This is a genomic window from Kitasatospora sp. NPDC003701 (genome assembly GCF_053587085.1).
On record NZ_JBSFNM010000004.1, the window covers coordinates 44929 to 61830 of the forward strand.

The 16902-nt window shown below is 74.4% G+C and carries 14 protein-coding genes and 1 pseudogene; 6 read left to right on the forward strand and 9 right to left on the reverse strand.

What is annotated here, in order from left to right:
• Nucleotides 1-245 precede the first annotated feature (245 nt).
• Nucleotides 246-473 (forward strand): hypothetical protein, encoded by a 228-nt coding sequence (locus ACWDRR_RS05310; RefSeq protein ID WP_360640631.1) that lies wholly within the window; start codon nt 246-248, stop codon nt 471-473.
• A 78-nt stretch (nt 474-551) separates the two neighbouring features.
• On the opposite strand, the gene ACWDRR_RS05315 is transcribed toward ACWDRR_RS05310, so the two are convergent.
• Both ACWDRR_RS05315 and ACWDRR_RS05320 read right to left on the reverse strand, forming a co-directional pair.
• The gene (locus tag ACWDRR_RS05315; protein WP_449770836.1) at nt 552-1148 is read right to left on the reverse strand and encodes a GNAT family N-acetyltransferase; all 597 of its coding nucleotides are present in this window, start codon (nt 1146-1148) and stop codon (nt 552-554) included.
• Between the two features lie 126 nt (nt 1149-1274).
• Nucleotides 1275-2309, reverse strand: coding sequence for a LacI family DNA-binding transcriptional regulator (locus ACWDRR_RS05320; RefSeq protein WP_449770837.1), 1035 nt, complete (start codon nt 2307-2309; stop codon nt 1275-1277).
• A gap of 261 nt (nt 2310-2570) precedes the next feature.
• On the opposite strand from ACWDRR_RS05320, the gene ACWDRR_RS05325 reads away from it, so the two are divergent.
• From ACWDRR_RS05325 to ACWDRR_RS05335, 3 genes are all read left to right on the forward strand, one after another.
• On the forward strand, nt 2571-3821 hold the full coding sequence (locus ACWDRR_RS05325) for an MFS transporter (protein ID WP_449770838.1): 1251 nt from the start codon (nt 2571-2573) through the stop codon (nt 3819-3821).
• A 133-nt stretch (nt 3822-3954) separates the two neighbouring features.
• Nucleotides 3955-4662 carry an alpha/beta fold hydrolase gene (locus ACWDRR_RS05330; protein ID WP_449770839.1) on the forward strand — a complete coding sequence of 236 codons (708 nt, stop codon included), beginning with the start codon at nt 3955-3957 and terminating at the stop codon, nt 4660-4662.
• A 27-nt stretch (nt 4663-4689) separates the two neighbouring features.
• On the forward strand, nt 4690-7149 hold the full coding sequence (locus ACWDRR_RS05335; protein ID WP_449770840.1) for a beta-glucosidase: 2460 nt from the start codon (nt 4690-4692) through the stop codon (nt 7147-7149).
• Nucleotides 7150-7209: 60 nt separating this feature from the next.
• On the opposite strand, the gene ACWDRR_RS05340 is transcribed toward ACWDRR_RS05335, so the two are convergent.
• From ACWDRR_RS05340 to ACWDRR_RS05365, 6 genes and pseudogenes are all read right to left on the reverse strand, one after another.
• Nucleotides 7210-8637 (reverse strand): amidase, encoded by a 1428-nt coding sequence (locus tag ACWDRR_RS05340; RefSeq protein WP_449770841.1) that lies wholly within the window; start codon nt 8635-8637, stop codon nt 7210-7212.
• A gap of 155 nt (nt 8638-8792) precedes the next feature.
• A pseudogene (locus ACWDRR_RS05345) lies at nt 8793-9608 on the reverse strand (ABC transporter ATP-binding protein); the annotation flags it as partial.
• Nucleotides 9605-10576 (reverse strand): ABC transporter ATP-binding protein, encoded by a 972-nt coding sequence (locus ACWDRR_RS05350; protein WP_449770842.1) that lies wholly within the window; start codon nt 10574-10576, stop codon nt 9605-9607. The pseudogene ACWDRR_RS05345 and the gene ACWDRR_RS05350, both read right to left, overlap by 4 nt.
• Nucleotides 10576-11445 carry an ABC transporter permease gene (locus tag ACWDRR_RS05355; protein ID WP_449770843.1) on the reverse strand — a complete coding sequence of 290 codons (870 nt, stop codon included), beginning with the start codon at nt 11443-11445 and terminating at the stop codon, nt 10576-10578. The genes ACWDRR_RS05350 and ACWDRR_RS05355 overlap by 1 nt, the downstream gene beginning before the upstream one ends.
• A complete protein-coding gene (locus ACWDRR_RS05360; protein WP_449770844.1) occupies nt 11442-12398 on the reverse strand; it encodes an ABC transporter permease in 957 nt (318 codons plus the stop codon). Before ACWDRR_RS05360 ends, ACWDRR_RS05355 begins: the two co-directional genes overlap by 4 nt.
• Complete coding sequence (locus ACWDRR_RS05365; RefSeq protein ID WP_449770845.1) at nt 12398-14032, reverse strand: ABC transporter substrate-binding protein; 1635 nt, start codon at nt 14030-14032, stop codon at nt 12398-12400. Before ACWDRR_RS05365 ends, ACWDRR_RS05360 begins: the two co-directional genes overlap by 1 nt.
• Nucleotides 14033-14185: 153 nt before the next feature.
• On the opposite strand from ACWDRR_RS05365, the gene ACWDRR_RS05370 reads away from it, so the two are divergent.
• Nucleotides 14186-15268 (forward strand): LacI family DNA-binding transcriptional regulator, encoded by a 1083-nt coding sequence (locus tag ACWDRR_RS05370; protein WP_449770846.1) that lies wholly within the window; start codon nt 14186-14188, stop codon nt 15266-15268.
• Between the two features lie 43 nt (nt 15269-15311).
• Nucleotides 15312-16241 carry a Gfo/Idh/MocA family protein gene (locus ACWDRR_RS05375; protein ID WP_449770847.1) on the forward strand — a complete coding sequence of 310 codons (930 nt, stop codon included), beginning with the start codon at nt 15312-15314 and terminating at the stop codon, nt 16239-16241.
• 62 nt (nt 16242-16303) lie between these two features.
• On the opposite strand, the gene ACWDRR_RS05380 is transcribed toward ACWDRR_RS05375, so the two are convergent.
• Complete coding sequence (locus ACWDRR_RS05380) at nt 16304-16846, reverse strand: hypothetical protein (RefSeq protein WP_449770848.1); 543 nt, start codon at nt 16844-16846, stop codon at nt 16304-16306.
• Nucleotides 16847-16902: the final 56 nt, after the last annotated feature.

Below are 16902 nucleotides of genomic sequence, written 5' to 3' on the forward strand. Positions count from 1 at the left end.
GAGTTGGCGGCACGCTGAGGGCACCGCACCGGCCCGGCGGCCGCCCGGAAATACCGGCGACGGCGGGCGTGGGGCTGCCGCGGGCGCTCGTCCGCCGCCGGCCCGGTCCCGGCTGCCGCAGTCCGCCGGCGGCGCCTATTTCCGCCGGGGCGACGGCGAACAGGAGTACCCGGATTCCGCTTCTGTGCGAATTCGAGACCTTCGGAAGGACCCGCGCCCGCGCGTTCCGGCGCATACTGGAGGGGATGACGAAATCAGCAGCAGTCCGGCGTACTCTGCCCACCAGCCCCTTCAAGGCCCGGGTCGAAGCACCACTCAAACGGTTCGCCGTCGGTGACCGGGTCACCCACGACACCTACGGCCTCGGCCGAGCCATCGCGGTCGAGGGCGACGGCGACATCGCGGTACTCGTCGACTTCGGTTCACGGCAGGAGCGGATCACCCAGCCGTACACCGCCATGTTCAAGCTCTGAACCGCAGTTCGACCTCCGACCCGGGGCGCCCCGGGGCCGTGCGGCCCCGGGGGCGCAGTGCTGTCCCGCCGCACTGCTTCAGCCCCGGGGCCCGGTAGGCGGGCCTCCCGGACGTGACGTGCCGACCTGTGCCTGTGCGCGGGTCAGCCGCCAGACCGTGTCCTCGCCCGTCTCCCCGGGAGTGGACCCCTCGGCGGGCCGGCCCGGGTGCTCGGTGAAGCCGAGGCGCCTCGGCACGGCGCCGCTCGCACGGTTGGCCGGGTCGTGGACGATGTCGACGTGGTCGATGCCGGGGAGCAGGAACGCCTCGTCGACCAGCGCTCGAACGGCTCGCGTGACCAGACCGCGACCGGTGGCGCCGGGGTGCAGCCAGTAGCCGACCTCCAGGCCGTCGCTCGGCCGGCCGGCGCGGCGGAACAGCTGGCAGGCGCCGACGATGGCCCGCTCCGCCACGATCGCGTAGGTGAACGCGTCACCGCTCGCCCACTGCTCGGCGCGGCGGGCCAGGAAGACGCGTGTGCTGTCGAGGCTGTGCTCGGCGACCCAGGGCATCCATGGCCGGAGGTGGTCGAGGGACTCCTCGATCACCCGGAAGAGCTCGGCGAGGTCCGCCTCGCCGTCGAAGCGGCGCAGCGTCACGTCGTCCAGCGTGATCGACTCGGGCGGGGAGGGCATGCCCGGAGCCTTACGCAGGAGCCGGGTCGGTGGCAACCGGATTCCCCGCCGCTGGAGGGGGCCTCCTGGGGTCGGTGTGACCGGCCCCAGCGGCCCGGGGGCGGAGCCGCGGAGTGCGGGCGGCCGTCAGGCGGACTCGCGGACGACCATCCGCACGCCCAGCAGGTTCTGCGTGGTGGGCACCTTGTCGGGCTCGCTCACCAGCCGGTCGACCAGGGTGGCGAGCTCCTCCCCGTCGGGCAGGGTCAGGTGGACGGTGGTCAGCCTCGGACGGAGCAGTCGGGCCAGCATGAGGTCGTCGGCGCCGACCACGGCGACCTGCTCCGGCACCTCCAGACCGGCGTCCTGGAGGGCGCGCTGGACCAGCATGGCGTACTCGTCGTTGTAGGCGAACACCGCGTCCAGGGCCAGGTCGCGGCAGCGATCGGCGAGTTCGGCGGCGGCCTGCTCGGTGTAGTCGAGCGGCAGGGGCTCGACGTGCACGGCGTCGCCGGAGGCCGCGAGGGTCGAGCCGTCCGAGGCGGCGGCCCGGACCCCGGCCAGCCGGAGGCCGCTGAACGCGTCGAGGCCCGGGTCGGTCGGCACGACCACGCCGATCCTGCGGCGGCCGGTGGCCAGGAGGTGTGCTCCGGCGGCGGCGCCGACCTCGCTCTGGTCCAGGACCAGGGTGTGCGCACCCGCGACCGGAGGAATGCCCAGGGTCACGACCGCCCGGGTGCCGGCCCGGTGCAGGGTCTCCACGCCCGAGGGGGTGAGGACCGGCTCCAGGCAGAGCACCGCCGCCGGGCGCAGCTCGGCCCAGGCGCGTGCGGGATCGTCCCCGGTGGCCGGGCTGCGGCCGTACAGGACGCCGGTGTACCCGTGGCGCTGGAGGGCCTGCTGCAGCTCCCGGTAGAAGGAGCTGAACAGCGGGCCGATCGGCCAGGAGTGGCCGACCAGCAGCACGATCGCGCTCCGGCCGGCCCGCAGTGAGCGCGCGCCGGCGTGCGGGACGTACCCGAGCTCCTCGGCGGCCGCGCGCACCTTCCGCCTGGTCTGCTCGCTGACCCGGCCGCCCGGCGTGTCGTTGAGCACGAACGACACCGTGGCGCGGGACACCCCGGCCAGGCGGGCGACATCGGCGCTGGTCGGCGGCGTGCTCGGCTTCGTGTGGATGGTCATAACGGTTGGAATCTTTTCACGGCCGGGGGCTGGCGTGGAGGGCAGATCCACTGATACACATCTCCGCATGGCCGTGGTAACACGTGTAAGCAAGCGATGTGAAGGCACAGCGCGTGCAAGCGCAGCGCGTGTCACCGGCCACCCCGAGCTCCCTTCCGCCCGCCCGGCCCCCCACCTGCACGCCGGGCGCTCCCCCTGGAGGGCAATGTGGCCCTTTCCCCCACCAGACCCGATGACAGACCCGAGGACAGACCCGGCGCGGTGCCCGACCGCGGACCCGGCGCGGCGCCCGGTGGCGCGGCCGAGCCGCCCGGCCCGGTCACCACGCCCGGCCGCGGCCTCCTCCCGCTGCTGTTCGCCGGCAACACCGCCATGTACGCGCTCTACATCGGCGTCGCCGGCGTCCTGCTGCCCCTGCAGATCGAACACATCGACCCCGCCGCCAAGGTGGCCAACCTCGGTCTGGTCAGCGGTGTCTCCGCGATCTTCGCGACCGTCTTCAACCCCTTCGCCGGCGCGCTCTCCGACCGCTCCGGCCGCCGCAACCCCTGGATCCTGGGCGGCGGCCTGGCCGCCGTCGGCGCCATGGCCCTGCTCGGCAGCGTCGACTCCGTGCTGCTGCTCGCCATCGTCTGGTGCCTCGGCCAGGCGGTGATGAACTTCTACCAGGCGGCCCTCACCTCGGTGGTTCCCGACCGGGTCCCGACGGCGCGGCGGGGCGCGGCCTCGGCCGCGGTCGGCCTGGGGCTGCCGGTCGGCAGCACCGTCGGCGTGGTGATCGGCTCCGCGTTCGCCGACCACTACCGCACCGGCTACCTGCTGCTCGGCCTGATCGTGGCGGCCGCCGCCGTGCTCTTCACCTCCGGTGCCAAGGAGCGCCGGATGCCGCCCAAGGCGCCGACCCCGCTGCGGGACCAGGCGGCGGCCTTCCTCGGCGTGCTCCGCACCCCCGACTTCCGCTGGGCCTTCATCGGCCGGTTCCTGCTGGTGCTCGGCTACTTCGCGGTGGTCGGCTACCAGCTCTACATCCTCCAGGACCACATCACGCTGCCGGACGGGATGGCGGCCGCCGACGCGGTGGCCGTCCTGACCCCGGTCTCCTCGGTGGCGATGGCGGTCTCCACGGTGGTCGGCGGGGTGCTCTCGGACCGGCTGGACCGCCGCAAGGCCTTCGTCGCCGTCTCGGCCGTGCTCTCCGCGGTCGCCCTGCTGATCCCGGTGGTCAGCCCCTCCTGGACCGGCATGATCGTCTTCGCCGTGGTCAACGGCCTGGCCTTCGGCTGCTTCATGGCCGTCGACACCGCGCTGGTGACCATGGTGCTGCCCAAGGCGGAGGACGCCGCCCGGGACATGGGCGTGCTCAACATCGCCAACGCCGGGCCGCAGATCCTCGCTCCCTTCGTCGCCTCCGTCGTGGTCGGCCTCGGCGGCTACACCCCGCTCTTCCTGCTCGGCGCCGTCCTGGCCGTCCTCGGCGCACTCGCGCTGAAGCCGATCCGCAGCGTCCGCTGAGCAGCCCCCCGTGCCCGGGCACACCCACAGGCCCAGGCACACCCACAGGCCCAGGCACACCCCCATGCCCAGGCATACCCACAGGCCCGGGCACACCCACAAGCCCGAGCTTTCCCAGAAAGGTTCCACCCCAATGAAGTTGCACACCCAGGAGTGGGGTTCCGGCGACCGCGTCGCCCTGCTGGTGCACGGCATCATGTCCGACCACCGCACCTGGCGGCGGATCGGCCCGGCCCTGGCCGAGCGCGGGTACCGCGTCATCGCCGTCGACCAGCGCGGCCACGGACGGAGCCCGCGCGGCACGGGCCGGACCGCGCAGGAGCGCTACGCCCTGGCGGCGTACGCCGAGGACCTGGTCGAGACCCTGCCGGCCGGTGCCGAGCTGGCCGTCGGCCACTCGCTCGGCGGCATCAGCCTGCTGGGCGCGGTCGAGCGGCTGAAGCCGGCCCGCGCCGTGTACGTCGACCCGGCCTGGCAGTTCGGCCGGGTCGAGGGCCTCGACCCGGCGATGTTCGTGGAGTTCCGGCACGCCACCCGGGAGCAGATCACCGAGCTGAACCCGCGCTGGGAGGCCGCCGACGTCGACGTCGAACTCGCCACCCTCGCCGCCTGGGACGAGGAGTCGGCCCTGGCGATGTCCGGCCAGGAGTCCGGTCTGCCGGCCGTCCCGGCGGTGCCCTCGCTGGTGGTCCTGGCCGACGGCAGCTTCCTGGTGAGCGCCGAGGACGCCGAACTGCTGCGCGCCCGCGGCTTCGAGGTGCGCACCGTGCCCGGCGCCGGCCACACCGTCCACCGGGACGACCACGACGGCTTCCTGGCCGCACTCGACGGCTGGATCTGAACGATGAACGACCACAAGGAGATTGCCATGACCGCCGACGCCAGGCGCGAGGCCGCCGTCGACGCCGCCCTCGCACGACTGGACCTGACCGCCAAGGTCGCCCTGCTGAGCGGGGCCGACATGTGGTCACTGCCCGCCAACGAGGAGATCGGCCTCGGCCGGCTGGTGATGTCCGACGGCCCGGCCGGCGTCCGCGGCGAGCACTGGACCGCGGACGACCCGTCCGTGGCGCTGCCCTCGCCGACCGCGCTCGCCGCCACCTGGGACGTCGAACTCGTGCGCCGGGCCGGCCGGTTGCTCGCCCAGGAGGCCCGCCGCAAGGGTGCCCACGTCGTCCTCGCGCCGACGGTCAACCTGCACCGCAGCCCGCGCGGCGGCCGCCACTTCGAGTGCTACTCCGAGGATCCGCTGCTCACCGGCGAGATCGGCGCGGCGCTGGTCGCCGGCGTCCAGGACGGCGGCGTCGGCACCACGCCCAAGCACTTCGTCGCCAACGACTCGGAGACCGACCGCTACACCGTCGACATCCGGGTGGACGAGCGCACCCTGCGCGAGCTCTACCTGGCGCCCTTCGAGGCGATCGTCCGAAAGGCCCACCCGTGGGGCCTGATGGCCGCCTACAACGCCGTCAACGGCGCGTCCATGAGCGAGCACGAGGAGCTCAACAACCGGGTGCTGCGCGAGGAGTGGGGCTTCGACGGGATCCTGGTGTCGGACTGGACCGGCGCCCGCGACACCGTCCGCTCGGCGCTCGGCGGCCTCGACGTCGCGATGCCGGGCCCGGCCACCGTCTACGGCGAGCACCTGGTGACGGCGGTCCACGAGGGACTCGTCCCGGAGGAGACCGTGGACGGGCTCGCCCGCCGCGTCCTGCGGCTGGCCGCCAGGGTGGGGCTGCTGGCCGGCGCCCCGGCCGCGGTGCCGGCCGAGCGGCTGCCCGCGCCGATCGACGGCGAGGCGCTGGTCCGCGAGCTGGCGGCCCGCTCCTTCGTGCTGCTGCGCAACGAGGACGGCGTGCTGCCACTGGACCGGCATGCGGCCCGCGTGGCGCTGATCGGCTCGGCCGCCGCCGAGGCCCGGATCGGCGGTGGCGGCAGCGCCCAGGTCTTCCCGACCCGGGTGGTCAGCCCGCTGGACGGCCTGCGCGCGGCGCTGGGCGAGGGCACGGCCCTCGTGCACGCGGTCGGCGCCGACCCGCGCACCTTCCTCCCCCCGGCCGCCTTCCCGTGCACTGCCGAGCTGCTCGGCGCCGACGGGCGGACGCTCGGCACGACCGCCCTGCCCGAGGGCGGCGTCCGCTGGCTGGGCGGGCTGCCGGGCGGTGTCTCCTTCGAGGACCTCGCCGAGGTCCGGGTGACCGGAGCCCTGACGGCCGACGCCGACGGCCGGCACCGGCTGGCCGTGCGCGGCGTCGGCCGGTTCCGGCTGGAGGCGGACGGCAAGGTGCTCTTCGACGGGGTCCTGCTGCCCGAGGGCGAGGACCCGGCCGCGGCCTTCCTCAACCCGCCGGAGCGCCGCTTCGAGCTGGACCTCGCGGCGGGTGGGCGGGCCGCGGTCACCCTGACGTACACGATGCCCGAGGCGGGCGCCTTCGCCGGCTTCGGCCTGGTCTCCTTCACCCTCGGCCACGCCGCGCCGACCGCCTCCGAGGACGAGCTGATCGAGCAGGCGGTCGCGGCGGCCCGCGCCGCCGAGGTCGCGGTGGTCGTGGTCGGCACCACCGAGGAGGTGGAGAGCGAGGGCGTCGACCGCGCCGGTCTGCGGCTGCCCGGCCGCCAGGACGAGCTGGTGGCCAGGGTCGCCGCCGCCAATCCGCGCACGGTGGTGGTGGTCAACGCGGGCGCCCCGGTCCTGATGCCGTGGCGCGAGTCGGTCGCGGCCGTGCTGCTCGCCTGGTTCCCCGGCCAGCAGGCCGGCGAGGCGCTGGCCGACGTGCTGCTCGGCGCGGTCGAGCCGGGTGGCCGGCTGCCCACGACCTGCCCGGCCGAGGAGGCCGACAGCCCGGTCTGGGAGGTCGTCCCGACCGAGGGCCGGCTGGAGTACGCGGAGGGCCTGTTCATCGGCTACCGGGCCTGGCAGCGCCGGGCCGGCGCGGCGCCCGCCTACTGGTTCGGCGCGGGCGCCGGCTACACGGACTGGTCCTACGAGGGCATGGAGGCGCGCTTCGTCGGCGCCGAGGACACGGTCGCCGAGGTCGCCGTCCGGGTGCGCAACACCGGGGCCCGGCCCGGCCGCGAGGTGGTCCAGGTCTACCTGGCCCCGGACGGCGTCGACCGGAGCCGCCCCGACCTCCAGCTGGCCGGCTTCGCCGTGGTGGAGGCCCGCCCCGGTGAGGCGGCCACCGCCCGGGTGAGCATCCCGCTGCGGTCCGTGCAGACCTGGGACACCGCCGCGCACGGCTGGGCGACCAGGCCGGGCGTCTACACCGTCTCGGCCGGCCGGCACGCGGCGGACCGCCCGCTGACGGTGGCGCTGGACGTCGTCTGAGCGAGGCACGGCGGAGGGGGTCCGGCCGCCGGCCGGACCCCCTCCGCCGTGCTCGCGCGGTCAGAACCGCGCGATGCGCTGCCAGGGGCGGACCGCCTCGACGGCCGCGGCCGCGCGGAAGACCGTGACGTCGTCGTACGTCCGGCCGACCAGCTGGACACCGGTCGGCACGCCGGTGGCGGCGACGCCGGAGGGGACCGACAGCACCGGGTGGCGGGCGGCGATGTTGAACACCGTGGTGAGCGCGGTGTCCACGTAGTGCTCCAGCTCGACGCCGTCCACCACCGGGCGGGTCACCGTGTAGTCGTCGTCGGCGAGCAGCGCCGGAGTGCCCGAGGTGGGGCAGAGCAGCACGTCGTAGCGGTCGAGCAGCTCGCCGAGCACCGCCTGGATCCTGGCCTCGATCTCCAGGCCGGCCAGGAAGGCGCCCGGCTCCCGGCCCGCCGCGCCGGCCTGCTCGGCGAAGGCGAGCGCGTACGGGGTGAGCAGCTCGCCGAACTCGGCCGCCACCGAGGAGACGTAGGGGCCGAAGACCGCCCCGAAGTGGATCATCGCGGCCGTCCGCACCTCCTCCCGGGAGAGCTTGACGTCCACCTCCTCGACCAGCGCGCCGGCCGCCCGCAGCGCCTCCGCGACGGCCCGGGTGTTGGCGGCGACCTCCCGGTCCACCGGCCAGTCGCCGAGGTCGGGGGAGTACGCGACCCGCAGGCCGGCCGCGCCCTCGAACCGCTCGGGCAGCACCAGCTTGGGCCGCAGCGAGACGCCGTCGAGCGGGTGCGGTCCCGCGATGACGTTCTGCAGCAGCGCGGTGTCGGCGACGGTCCGGGCCATCGGGCCGTCGTGGCAGTAGGTGTCCAGGTTGAACGGCGCCATCGCGGGGACCCGTCCGTACGGCGGCTTGTAGCCGACCGTGCCGGTGCAGGAGGCGGGGAGGCGGATCGAGCCGCCGATGTCGGAGCCGGTGGCGAGGGTGGTCGAGCCGGCGGCGAGCGCGGCACCCGAGCCGCCGGAGGAGCCGCCGGGGGAGTAGGCGAGGTTCCACGGATTGCGGGTGATGCCCCACAGCCGGGACTGCGTGAACATCGCGCAGCTGAACTCCGGTGTGGTGGTGCGGGCGTGCACGATGCCGCCGGCGGCGAGGACCCGCTCGACCACCGGATGGGTGCGGTCGGCGGTCTCGTCCCGGAAGGCCAGCGAACCGTCGGTGGCACGGCGGCCGGCGATCGGCTGCTCCTCCTTGGTGGCGACGGCCAGGCCCTCCAGGGGGCGGGGCGGCTCGCCCTTGCCGCCGTAGCGGGCCTCGGCGGTGCGGGCGGCGGCGAGCGCCTCCTCGAAGGTGCGCTCGGCGAGCGCGTTGACGCTGGGTTCGACGGCCTCGGCGCGTTCGATGACGGCGGTCATCAGCTCGACCGGGGAGAGCGAGCGGTCGCGGAAGCGGCGCAGCGCCTCGGTGGCGGGGAGGTGGGCGAGTTCGGTGCTGTCGGTCATGCGCCGGTCTTCCGTTCGGTGGGGCGGTGCTGTTCGGGGTGCTGCTGCTCACGGTCGTGCTGTTCGAGGCCGTGCTGTTCAAGGCCGTGCTGTTCGGGGTGATGCCGTTCGGAGTGGTGCCGTTCGGCCCGTTCGGCCTCGGCGCGCTGGAGTTCGCGGCGGCCCTCGGCGATCCGGGCCGGGTCCCAGCCCCGGCGGGGGACGGAGTCGAGCAGCAGCCGGGTGTAGGGGTGCCGCGGGCGGTCGAGCACCTCGGTGGTGTCACCGGCCTCGACCACCCGGCCGTCCTTGAGCACGATCACCCGGTCGGTGATGTGCCGGACCACGGCGAGGTCGTGGCTGACGAACAGGAACCCGATGCCCGCCTCCCGCCGGATGCCGGCGAGCAGGTCGAGGATCTGGGCCTGGATGGAGACGTCGAGGGCGGCGACCGCCTCGTCGAGGATCAGCACCCGGGGTTCGGCGGCCAACGCCCGGGCGACGGCGACGCGTTGGCGCTGGCCGCCGGAGAGCCGGCGGGGCAGCGCGGCGGCCTCGCGCTCGCCCAGGCCGACCTGGTCGAGCAGTTCGGCGACCCGGGCGCGCCGGGCCGCCGGGTCGCGCGCGGAGTGCAGCCGGAGCACCTCGTCGACGCAGCCCGCGACGGTGATCCGGGGGTCGAGCGAGAGGTACGGGTCCTGGAAGACCATCTGGATCTCGCGGGCGCGGGCCAGCCGTTCGGCGCGGCCGCGGGCCCGGGCGGAGCGGTCGCGGCCGTCCAGGTGGACGGTGCCGCCGTCGGGGGTCTCCAGGCCGACCAGCATCCGGGCGGTGGTGGTCTTGCCGCAGCCGGACTCGCCGACGATGCCGAGCGAGCCGCCGGGCGGCAGGGTGAACGAGACCTCGTCGACGGCCCGGTGGTCGCCGAAGCGCTTCCGCAGGCCCGCCACGACCAGGCCGGGGGAGGAGGCGGTCACAGCGGGGGCGGTCACAGCAGGATCCCTTCGTCCGCGCGCAGGCAGGCGGCGAGCCCGTCGCCGTACGGTTCCAGCGGGGGCGGCGCGGCGGTGCAGCGCGGCTCGGCGAAGGCGCAGCGGGCGGCGAAGGCGCAGCCGGTCGGCGCTTCGGCGAGCGACAGCGGCCGGCCCGGGATCGGGCGCGGCGGGGCGGCGTCGGGTTCGATCCGCGGCGTGGAGGCGAGCAGGCCCGCGGTGTACGGGTGCCGCGGGTGCTCGAACAGGTCGCGGGCGGACCGGGTCTCGACGATCCGGCCGGCGTACATCACGTACACCCGGTCGCAGATCGCCGAGGCCAGCTCCAGGTCGTGGGTGACGAAGAGCATGCCGGTGCCGCGCTCGGCCTGCAGCCGGGTGAGGATGGCGATCACCTCCGCCTGGGTGGTGACGTCCAGTGCGGTGGTCGGCTCGTCGGCGAGCAGCAGGGAGGGCCGCCCGGCCAGCGCGGCGGCGATCACGACGCGTTGCAGCATGCCGCCGGAGAACTGGTGGGGGTAGCGGCGCAGCGCGCCGCGCGGGTCGCGGATGCCGACGGCGTCGAGGAGTTCCTCGGCGCGGGCGACGGCCCGGTCGGCGGGGGTGCCGGCGGCCCGCAGGCCCTCGGTGAGGAAGTCGCCGACGCGGCGCAGCGGGTTGACCGAGGCGCGCGGGTCCTGGAAGACCATGGCGACCTGACGGGCCCGCAGGTCGCGCAGACCGGAGCGGTCCGTGCTCAGGACGTCGCGGCCGGCCACCTCGATCCGGCCGGTGGTCGTGGCCCGCTCGGGCAGCAGCCCGAGGACGCTGCGGCAGGCCACCGACTTGCCGGAGCCGGACTCGCCGACCAGGCCCACGGTCTCGCCGGCCGCGACGCGCAGCGAGACGCCGTCCAGGATCGGCCGGGCGGCCCTCCCGCCGGCCAGTTCGACCGTCAACTTCTCTATTTCCAGAAGGGTTTCGGTCATCACCGCTCCCGCCTCGCGATCCGGTCGGCGATGCCCTCGCCGACGATTCCGAACGCCACGACGGCGATCACGATGCAGCCGGCGGGCGCCAGCGCGGGCAGCATCGCGCCCTGCAGGACGGCCTGCTGGCCCTCGTTGATCATCGCTCCCCAGTCCGCGGTCGGCGGTTGGACGCCGAAGCCGAGGAAGGACAGCGCCGCCAGGTCCATCAGCGCGTACCCGAAGTTGACCGCCGACTGGGCGAGCACGGTGGGCGCGATGTTGGGCAGCAGGTGCCGCAGGCAGATGGTCCAGCCGGACCAGCCCTGCACCCGGTAGGACTCGATGTACGGCCGGGCCTTCTCCTGCCGGGCGATGCCGCGCACCAGACGGCCCACGTACGGGCTGTAGGCGATCGCCATCGCGATGACCGGCGCGGTCAGGCCCGGGCCGGTGACCGCGACGAAGAGGATCGCCAGCAGCAGGCCGGGGAAGGAGAACACCAGGTCCATCGCGCGGGACAGCAGGGCGTCGACCCAGCCGCCGCGCCACCCGGCCACCACGCCGAGCAGGACGCCCAGCACGGTGGAGAGGCCGACCACCAGCAGCGGCCCGAGCAGACCGGTGCGGGCCCCGTGCAGCAGCCGGGACAGGATGTCGCGGCCGGACTGGTCGGTGCCGAGCAGGTGGTCGGGGCCGGTGCCGACCAGGCTGGAGCCGAGGTCCATCCGGTCCGGGTCGTACGGGGCGAGCAGCGGGGCGAGCAGCGCGACCAGCACCAGCAGGGTCAGCACCAGGACGGCGGTGGTGAACAGCGGGCCCCGGCCGAGGGCCTTCAACCGGCCGAGCAGCGGGCGGCGGTGCGGCTCGGCCGCGGCGACGGCGGTCATGCCACACCTCCTCGGCGGGTGAGCGAGAGCCGGGGATCGACCAGCGGGGCGAGCAGGTCCACGGCGAGGTTGACCAGGACGAAGCCGGCCACGGTGAGCAGGGTGATCGCCTGGACGACCGGGAAGTCCTTGGCGGTCACCGACTGCACCAGCAGCGAGCCGACGCCGGGCACGTTGAACGCGGTCTCCACGATCGAGGTGGAGACCAGCAGGCCCGCCAGCATGGCGCCGCCGACCGTGACGATCGGCCCGAGCGCGTTGCGCAGCACGTGCCGCCGGACCACCGCGCGTTCGGCGACGCCGCGCGAGCGGGCCACCTCGACGTGCTCGCGGCCGAGTTCGTCCAGCATCGAGGAGCGGGTCACCCGGGCCAGCAGGCCGGTCAGGGTGACCGCGAGGGCGACGGCCGGCAGGGTCAGGTGGTGGAGCCGCTCGCCGAAGCCGGTGCCCTGCGAGCCGGGCCCGGGGAACCAGCCGAGCTGCACCGAGAAGACCGAGACCAGCACCAGCGCGCTCGCGAACGGCGGGGTGGCGGTGGTGATGCCGGTACCCACCAGCACCACCCGGTCGAGCCACCCGCCGCGCAGTGCGGCGAGGACACCGGCGGACACGCCGAGCACGCAGACCAGCAGCGCCGCGTACCCGACCAGCAGCGCGGTGGACGGCAGCCGTGAGCCGACCAGCGTGCCGACGTCCTGGCGGAACTGCACCGAGCGGCCGAAGTCGCCGTGCAGCACGCCGCCGAGCCACTTCAGGTACTGGGTGAGGAAGGGGTCGTCCAGGTGGTACTGGGCGGTGATCGCGACCCGCGCCTCCGGCGTCGCCGGGTGGCCCCTGAGCAGGAAGGACACCGGGTCCCCCGGGGCGAGGTGCACGGCGCTGAAGACCACGAAGGAGGTCGCCAGCAGGACGCCCGCCAGCCCGAGGAGCCGGCCGAGGAGGTAGCGCGTCATCAGTTCGCGGCGCCGATCGTCGCGGCCCACGGGTAGTACAGCTGGGCGATGCCGGTGGGCGCGCCGGTGATCCGCTTGTTGAGGAACAGCGAGTACGGGGCCTCGTACAGCGGGATGCTCGGCAGCTCGTTCACCGCGATCTGCTGCAGCTGGGCGGTGAGGTCGGCCCTCGCGGCGGGGTCGGAGGCGGCGATCGCCCGGTCGAAGAGCTCGTCGTAGGCGGGGTTCGACCAGTTGCCGTAGTTGCCGAAGTCGCCGGTGCGCAGCGACTGGTAGAACTCCAGCGGGTCCGGGGTGTTGTCGTAGCCGTTGGTCACCACCAGGTCGATGCCCTTGCGCGCGGCCGGGTCGACGAACAGGGCGGTGTACGCGTCCGGTGCGACCGGCCTGAGCTCGACGTCCAGGCCGATCTGCTTGCCGGCGGACTGCACGGCGTTGGCGACCACGCTGATCTCCGGGGCGAGCGAGCTGGTGGCGATCACGACCTTCCGGCCGCCCGCGCCGGCCTCCTGGACCAGCTTCCTGGCGGCCGCCAGGTCGTAGACCGGCTCGGGCAGCGCGGCGAAGTAGCCGGCGGTGCGGTCCGGGGCGATGCCCCAGGCGGCCTGCGCGGCGGGGGCCTTGGCGGGCGTGCCGACGCCGGCCGCCGCGGCCTTGACGACGGCGGTGCGGTCCAGCGCCTTCGACAGCGCCTGACGGACCCTCAGATCACCGAGGGTGCCCTGGAGATCGAGGACGGCGAGGCCGGCGGCGGCGGTGTTCGGACCGAAGTGCACCGTGCCCCGGTCGGAGGCCCTGAGCTGCGCCAGCGAGGCGGACGGCACCAGGTAGCCGCCGTCGACCGAGCCGGAGAGGAAGGCGTTGGCGCGGGCGGCCGGGTCCTGGATGAAGACGAACTTCACGCTGTCCGCCTTGGGGGCCAGTGCGGTGTCCCAGTAGGCGGGGTTCTTCTTCAGGGTGAGGCTGTCGCCCTGGGCCCACGTGTCGACGGCGTAGGGGCCGGTGCAGTCGACGCCGCCCCGGGGGCTGCCGTAGTCCTTGCCCGCCCTGGCGAGGTAGGCCGCGCTCTCGACGGTGCCGGGGGAGGCGGCGAGGAGTTCGTTCAGCAGCACGTCGGGCTTGGTGAGGTGGATGGTCACCTCCAGCGGGCCGGTCTTCTCGATCGAGTCGACGTTCTTGAAGGCGCTGCCCCAGGAGGAGCCGGTGGCCGGGTCGAGGTGGCGCTGCAGGGAGGCGACCACGTCGTCCGCGGTCATGGTGGCGCCGTCGTGGAACTTCACGCCCTCGCGCAGGGTGTACACCCAGGTCAGCGGGTCGGGGTTGGCGGACTTCACGGCCAGGCCGGGGGCGATCCTCAGGTCGGGGGTGACCCGGAACAGCTGCTCGCAGACGTTGGCCAGCACGGTGTTCGGCGGGTAGTCGTAGGCCACCGCGTAGTCGAGGGTCTGCGGCTCGGCGTACAGCGACCAGGTGAAGGACGGGATCGCGCCCTTGGCGGCGGGGGTGTCGGGGGTGACCCGGTAGGCGGCGTCCGTGGTGCCGTCGCCGTTCCTGGTGGCGCCGGAGCAGCCGGCGGTGGCGGCGGTGAGGAGCGTGGCAGCGGCGAGCAGGCTGGCGGATCTGGACAGGCGCAAGGAGACCCACCCCTTTCAGGGCGTTGTGGGGGGCGCTTGGAGATGGTGGCGAGTATTGATGCGGGAACGTTCCCGCACAAGCCCTTGCGGGAACGATTCTTCAGAGCTCGCCGAAGGGTTACGAGAGGCGGCCGCGGGTGGCAGCATCGGCCCATGACGCAAACCCCGCGCGGCGGCGGACCGACCGCCGCCCCCCGAGTCCGCCTGGTCGACGTCGCCCGCGAGGCCGGACTGTCCAAGACCACGGTGTCGGCCGCGCTCAACGGCACCGGCCGGATGTCCGAAGCCGTCCGCGAACGCGCCCGGGAGGCCGCCCGGCGGCTCGGCTACCGGCCCAACGCCACCGCCCGACTGCTCCGGGCCGGCCACGCCCGGCTGATCGGGTACGCGGTCGGGGAGTTCGCCAGCTCGCCCTGGGCCTACCTCGACTCGCCGTACTACGCGCGGCTGACCAGCGCGACCGCACAGGCGGCGCTGCACCACGGGTACGCGCTGGTGATGCTGCCCACCAGCTCGGGACCGGCCGAGTGGGCCGACCTGCCGCTGGACGCGGCCATCGTCGCCGACCCGATGGCCGGCGACCCGATGGTGGAGGACTTCATCGCCGCCCGCATCCCGGTCTTCACCGACCGCTCGGTGGAGGGCCGGGCCGGCGCGTACTGGGTGGACATCGACACCGACGCGGCCGTGACCGGCGTCCTGGACCACCTGCGCGACGAAGGCGCCCGCCGGACCGCCCTCGTCCTGCCCGACACCGCGATCCGCTTCCACACCGCGCTGGTCGACTCCTACCGGGCCTGGTGCGCCGGCCACGGCGCCGAACCGCGGCTGGAGTTCTCCGACGGCCCCGGCAACGGCCCGGCCATCGCGGCGGTCGAACGGGCCCTCGGCGCCGTCGACCCGCCGGACGCACTGCTGGTGGCCAGCGAGGCGAGCCCGCCGCTGATCCTGGACGCCGCTCGGCGGCACGGCCGCACCGTGCCCGGGGACCTGCTGCTGGTGTGCATCAGCGAGGACGCCGCCGCCGAACACGCCGACCCGCCGGTCAGCACCCTGAGCCTCCAGCCGGCCCGGGTCGCGGCGGCCGGAGTGGAACTCCTCGTCGCGGCCCTGGAGAGCGGCGAGACGGCACCCACCGGGACGCTGGTGGACACCCGACTGGAGATCCGCACCTCCTCCCGGCGGCGCCCCGAGGGGACCCACCGTCAGACCGGGGCGCGAGCGGGCGACGAGTAGGGTGGGCTGCGGCCGATGATTGTCTGGACCACTGGAGCGCCCGATGAGCCTGACCCCTGCCCCTGACGAGCTGCTCCCCGTCGGGGTGATCGGGCTCGGCGACATCGCCCAGAAGGCCTACCTCCCCGTCCTCACCGCGCTGCCCGGCCTCGACCTGCGACTGATGACCCGGGACCGCGCCAAGCTCGACCGGATCGGCGACGCCCACCGCATCGCGCCCGAACACCGCCAAACCGACCTGGGCGCGCTGATCGACAGCGGCATCCGGGCCGCCTTCGTGCACGCCGCCACCGACCAGCACGTCCCGATCGTCGAACAGCTGCTCACGGCCGGCGTCGACGTCTACGTCGACAAGCCCCTCGACTACACCCTGGACGGCTCCCGCCGGCTGGTCGACCTCGCCGACCGCACCGGCCGCTCACTGATGGTCGGCTTCAACCGCCGCTACGCCCCCGGTTACGTCCAGGCGAAGGAGCGGCCGCGCGACCTGATCGTGCTGCAGAAGAACCGCGAGGGCCTCCCCGAGGCACCCCGCCCGATGATCTTCGACGACTTCATCCACGTGGTGGACGTGCTCCGCTTCCTGGTGCCCGGCGAGATCGAGCACGTCGACGTCCGCTCCCGGGTCCGCGACGGCCTGGTCGAACACGTCGTCCTCACCCTCGCGGGCGAGGGCTTCACGGCGCTGGGCATCATGAACCGGGTCTCCGGCTCGACGGAGGAGATCCTCCAGGTCTCCGGCGGCGACTCCAAGCGCGAGGTCCACAACCTCGCCGACGTCATCGACCACCGCGGCCAGCCCACGCTCCGCCGCCGCGGCGACTGGGTCCCCGTCGCCCGCCAGCGCGGCATCGAGCAGGTCGTGGTGAGCTTCCTCGACGCCGTCCGCGCCGGCAAGACCCTCGACGCCCACGACGCCCTGCGCACCCACGAACTGTGCGAACTCATCGTCGAGCGCCTGGAGTCGGCCTGAGGTTCCGAAGGATGCGGCCGCCGCCGTCCGGGTCGGACGGCGGCGGCCGCGGTGACGGTGGATCAGTTCCAGGGGTTGGCCGGCGAGTCGTTGATCGCGGTCCAGAAGCGGGTGTTGGCGGGGATGTCGCCGTAGGCCCAGAAGGTCCAGCCGCCGGTCTGGGCGAGGTCCGGGCCGAAGTGGCCGTCGTGGAACTCGGCCTCGCGCCAGCCGCTGCCGTAGGCGGCCTGGCAGATGCTGTCGGCGGCGGCGCGGCTGTTGAGGCGGGAGCCCTTCACGGGGCGGCTGAGTGCCACGGTGCCCTGGGCCCAGCCGTTGTAGAAGCCGATGCTGATGCCGGCCGGGGCCGGGCTGCCGTCGACGTTGAGGCAGAGCACCGGCAGTGAGGCCGACGGCGGGGTGTCGCCGTGGTAGGCGTCGCTCGCGCTGCCGCCCGGGCCGCCGACCTGGACGGTGTCGTCCGGTCCGTGGGCGATGACCTCCCAGGTCATCCCGAGGTGCGTGGCGGGCCCGGTCGCCGCGTCGGCCGGCGCGGCGGCCAGCGGGATCAGGGCGGCCGCGGCGACGGCTGCCGCCGCGGCGGCGAGGCGCTTGGTGCGGGTCATTGAGATTCCTCCGGAAGCTGTGGAAGGGCAGTGTGTGGGCGACCGGTCCCTCGAAA

Bases quoted from the DNA above. Each gene is read 5' to 3' on its own strand.
- ACWDRR_RS05330 (WP_449770839.1), top strand. From the start codon at position 3,955: ATGAAGTTGCACACCCAGGAGTGGGGTTCCGGCGACCGCGTCGCCCTG.
- ACWDRR_RS05315 (WP_449770836.1), bottom strand. From the start codon at position 1,148: ATGCCCTCCCCGCCCGAGTCGATCACGCTGGACGACGTGACGCTGCGC.
- ACWDRR_RS05335 (WP_449770840.1), top strand. From the start codon at position 4,690: ATGACCGCCGACGCCAGGCGCGAGGCCGCCGTCGACGCCGCCCTCGCA.
- ACWDRR_RS05360 (WP_449770844.1), bottom strand. From the start codon at position 12,398: ATGACGCGCTACCTCCTCGGCCGGCTCCTCGGGCTGGCGGGCGTCCTG.
- ACWDRR_RS05375 (WP_449770847.1), top strand. From the start codon at position 15,312: ATGAGCCTGACCCCTGCCCCTGACGAGCTGCTCCCCGTCGGGGTGATC.
- ACWDRR_RS05370 (WP_449770846.1), top strand. From the start codon at position 14,186: ATGACGCAAACCCCGCGCGGCGGCGGACCGACCGCCGCCCCCCGAGTC.
- ACWDRR_RS05380 (WP_449770848.1), bottom strand. From the start codon at position 16,846: ATGACCCGCACCAAGCGCCTCGCCGCCGCGGCGGCAGCCGTCGCCGCG.
- ACWDRR_RS05340 (WP_449770841.1), bottom strand. From the start codon at position 8,637: ATGACCGACAGCACCGAACTCGCCCACCTCCCCGCCACCGAGGCGCTG.
- ACWDRR_RS05310 (WP_360640631.1), top strand. From the start codon at position 246: ATGACGAAATCAGCAGCAGTCCGGCGTACTCTGCCCACCAGCCCCTTC.
- ACWDRR_RS05355 (WP_449770843.1), bottom strand. From the start codon at position 11,445: ATGACCGCCGTCGCCGCGGCCGAGCCGCACCGCCGCCCGCTGCTCGGC.
- ACWDRR_RS05350 (WP_449770842.1), bottom strand. From the start codon at position 10,576: ATGACCGAAACCCTTCTGGAAATAGAGAAGTTGACGGTCGAACTGGCC.
- ACWDRR_RS05320 (WP_449770837.1), bottom strand. From the start codon at position 2,309: ATGACCATCCACACGAAGCCGAGCACGCCGCCGACCAGCGCCGATGTC.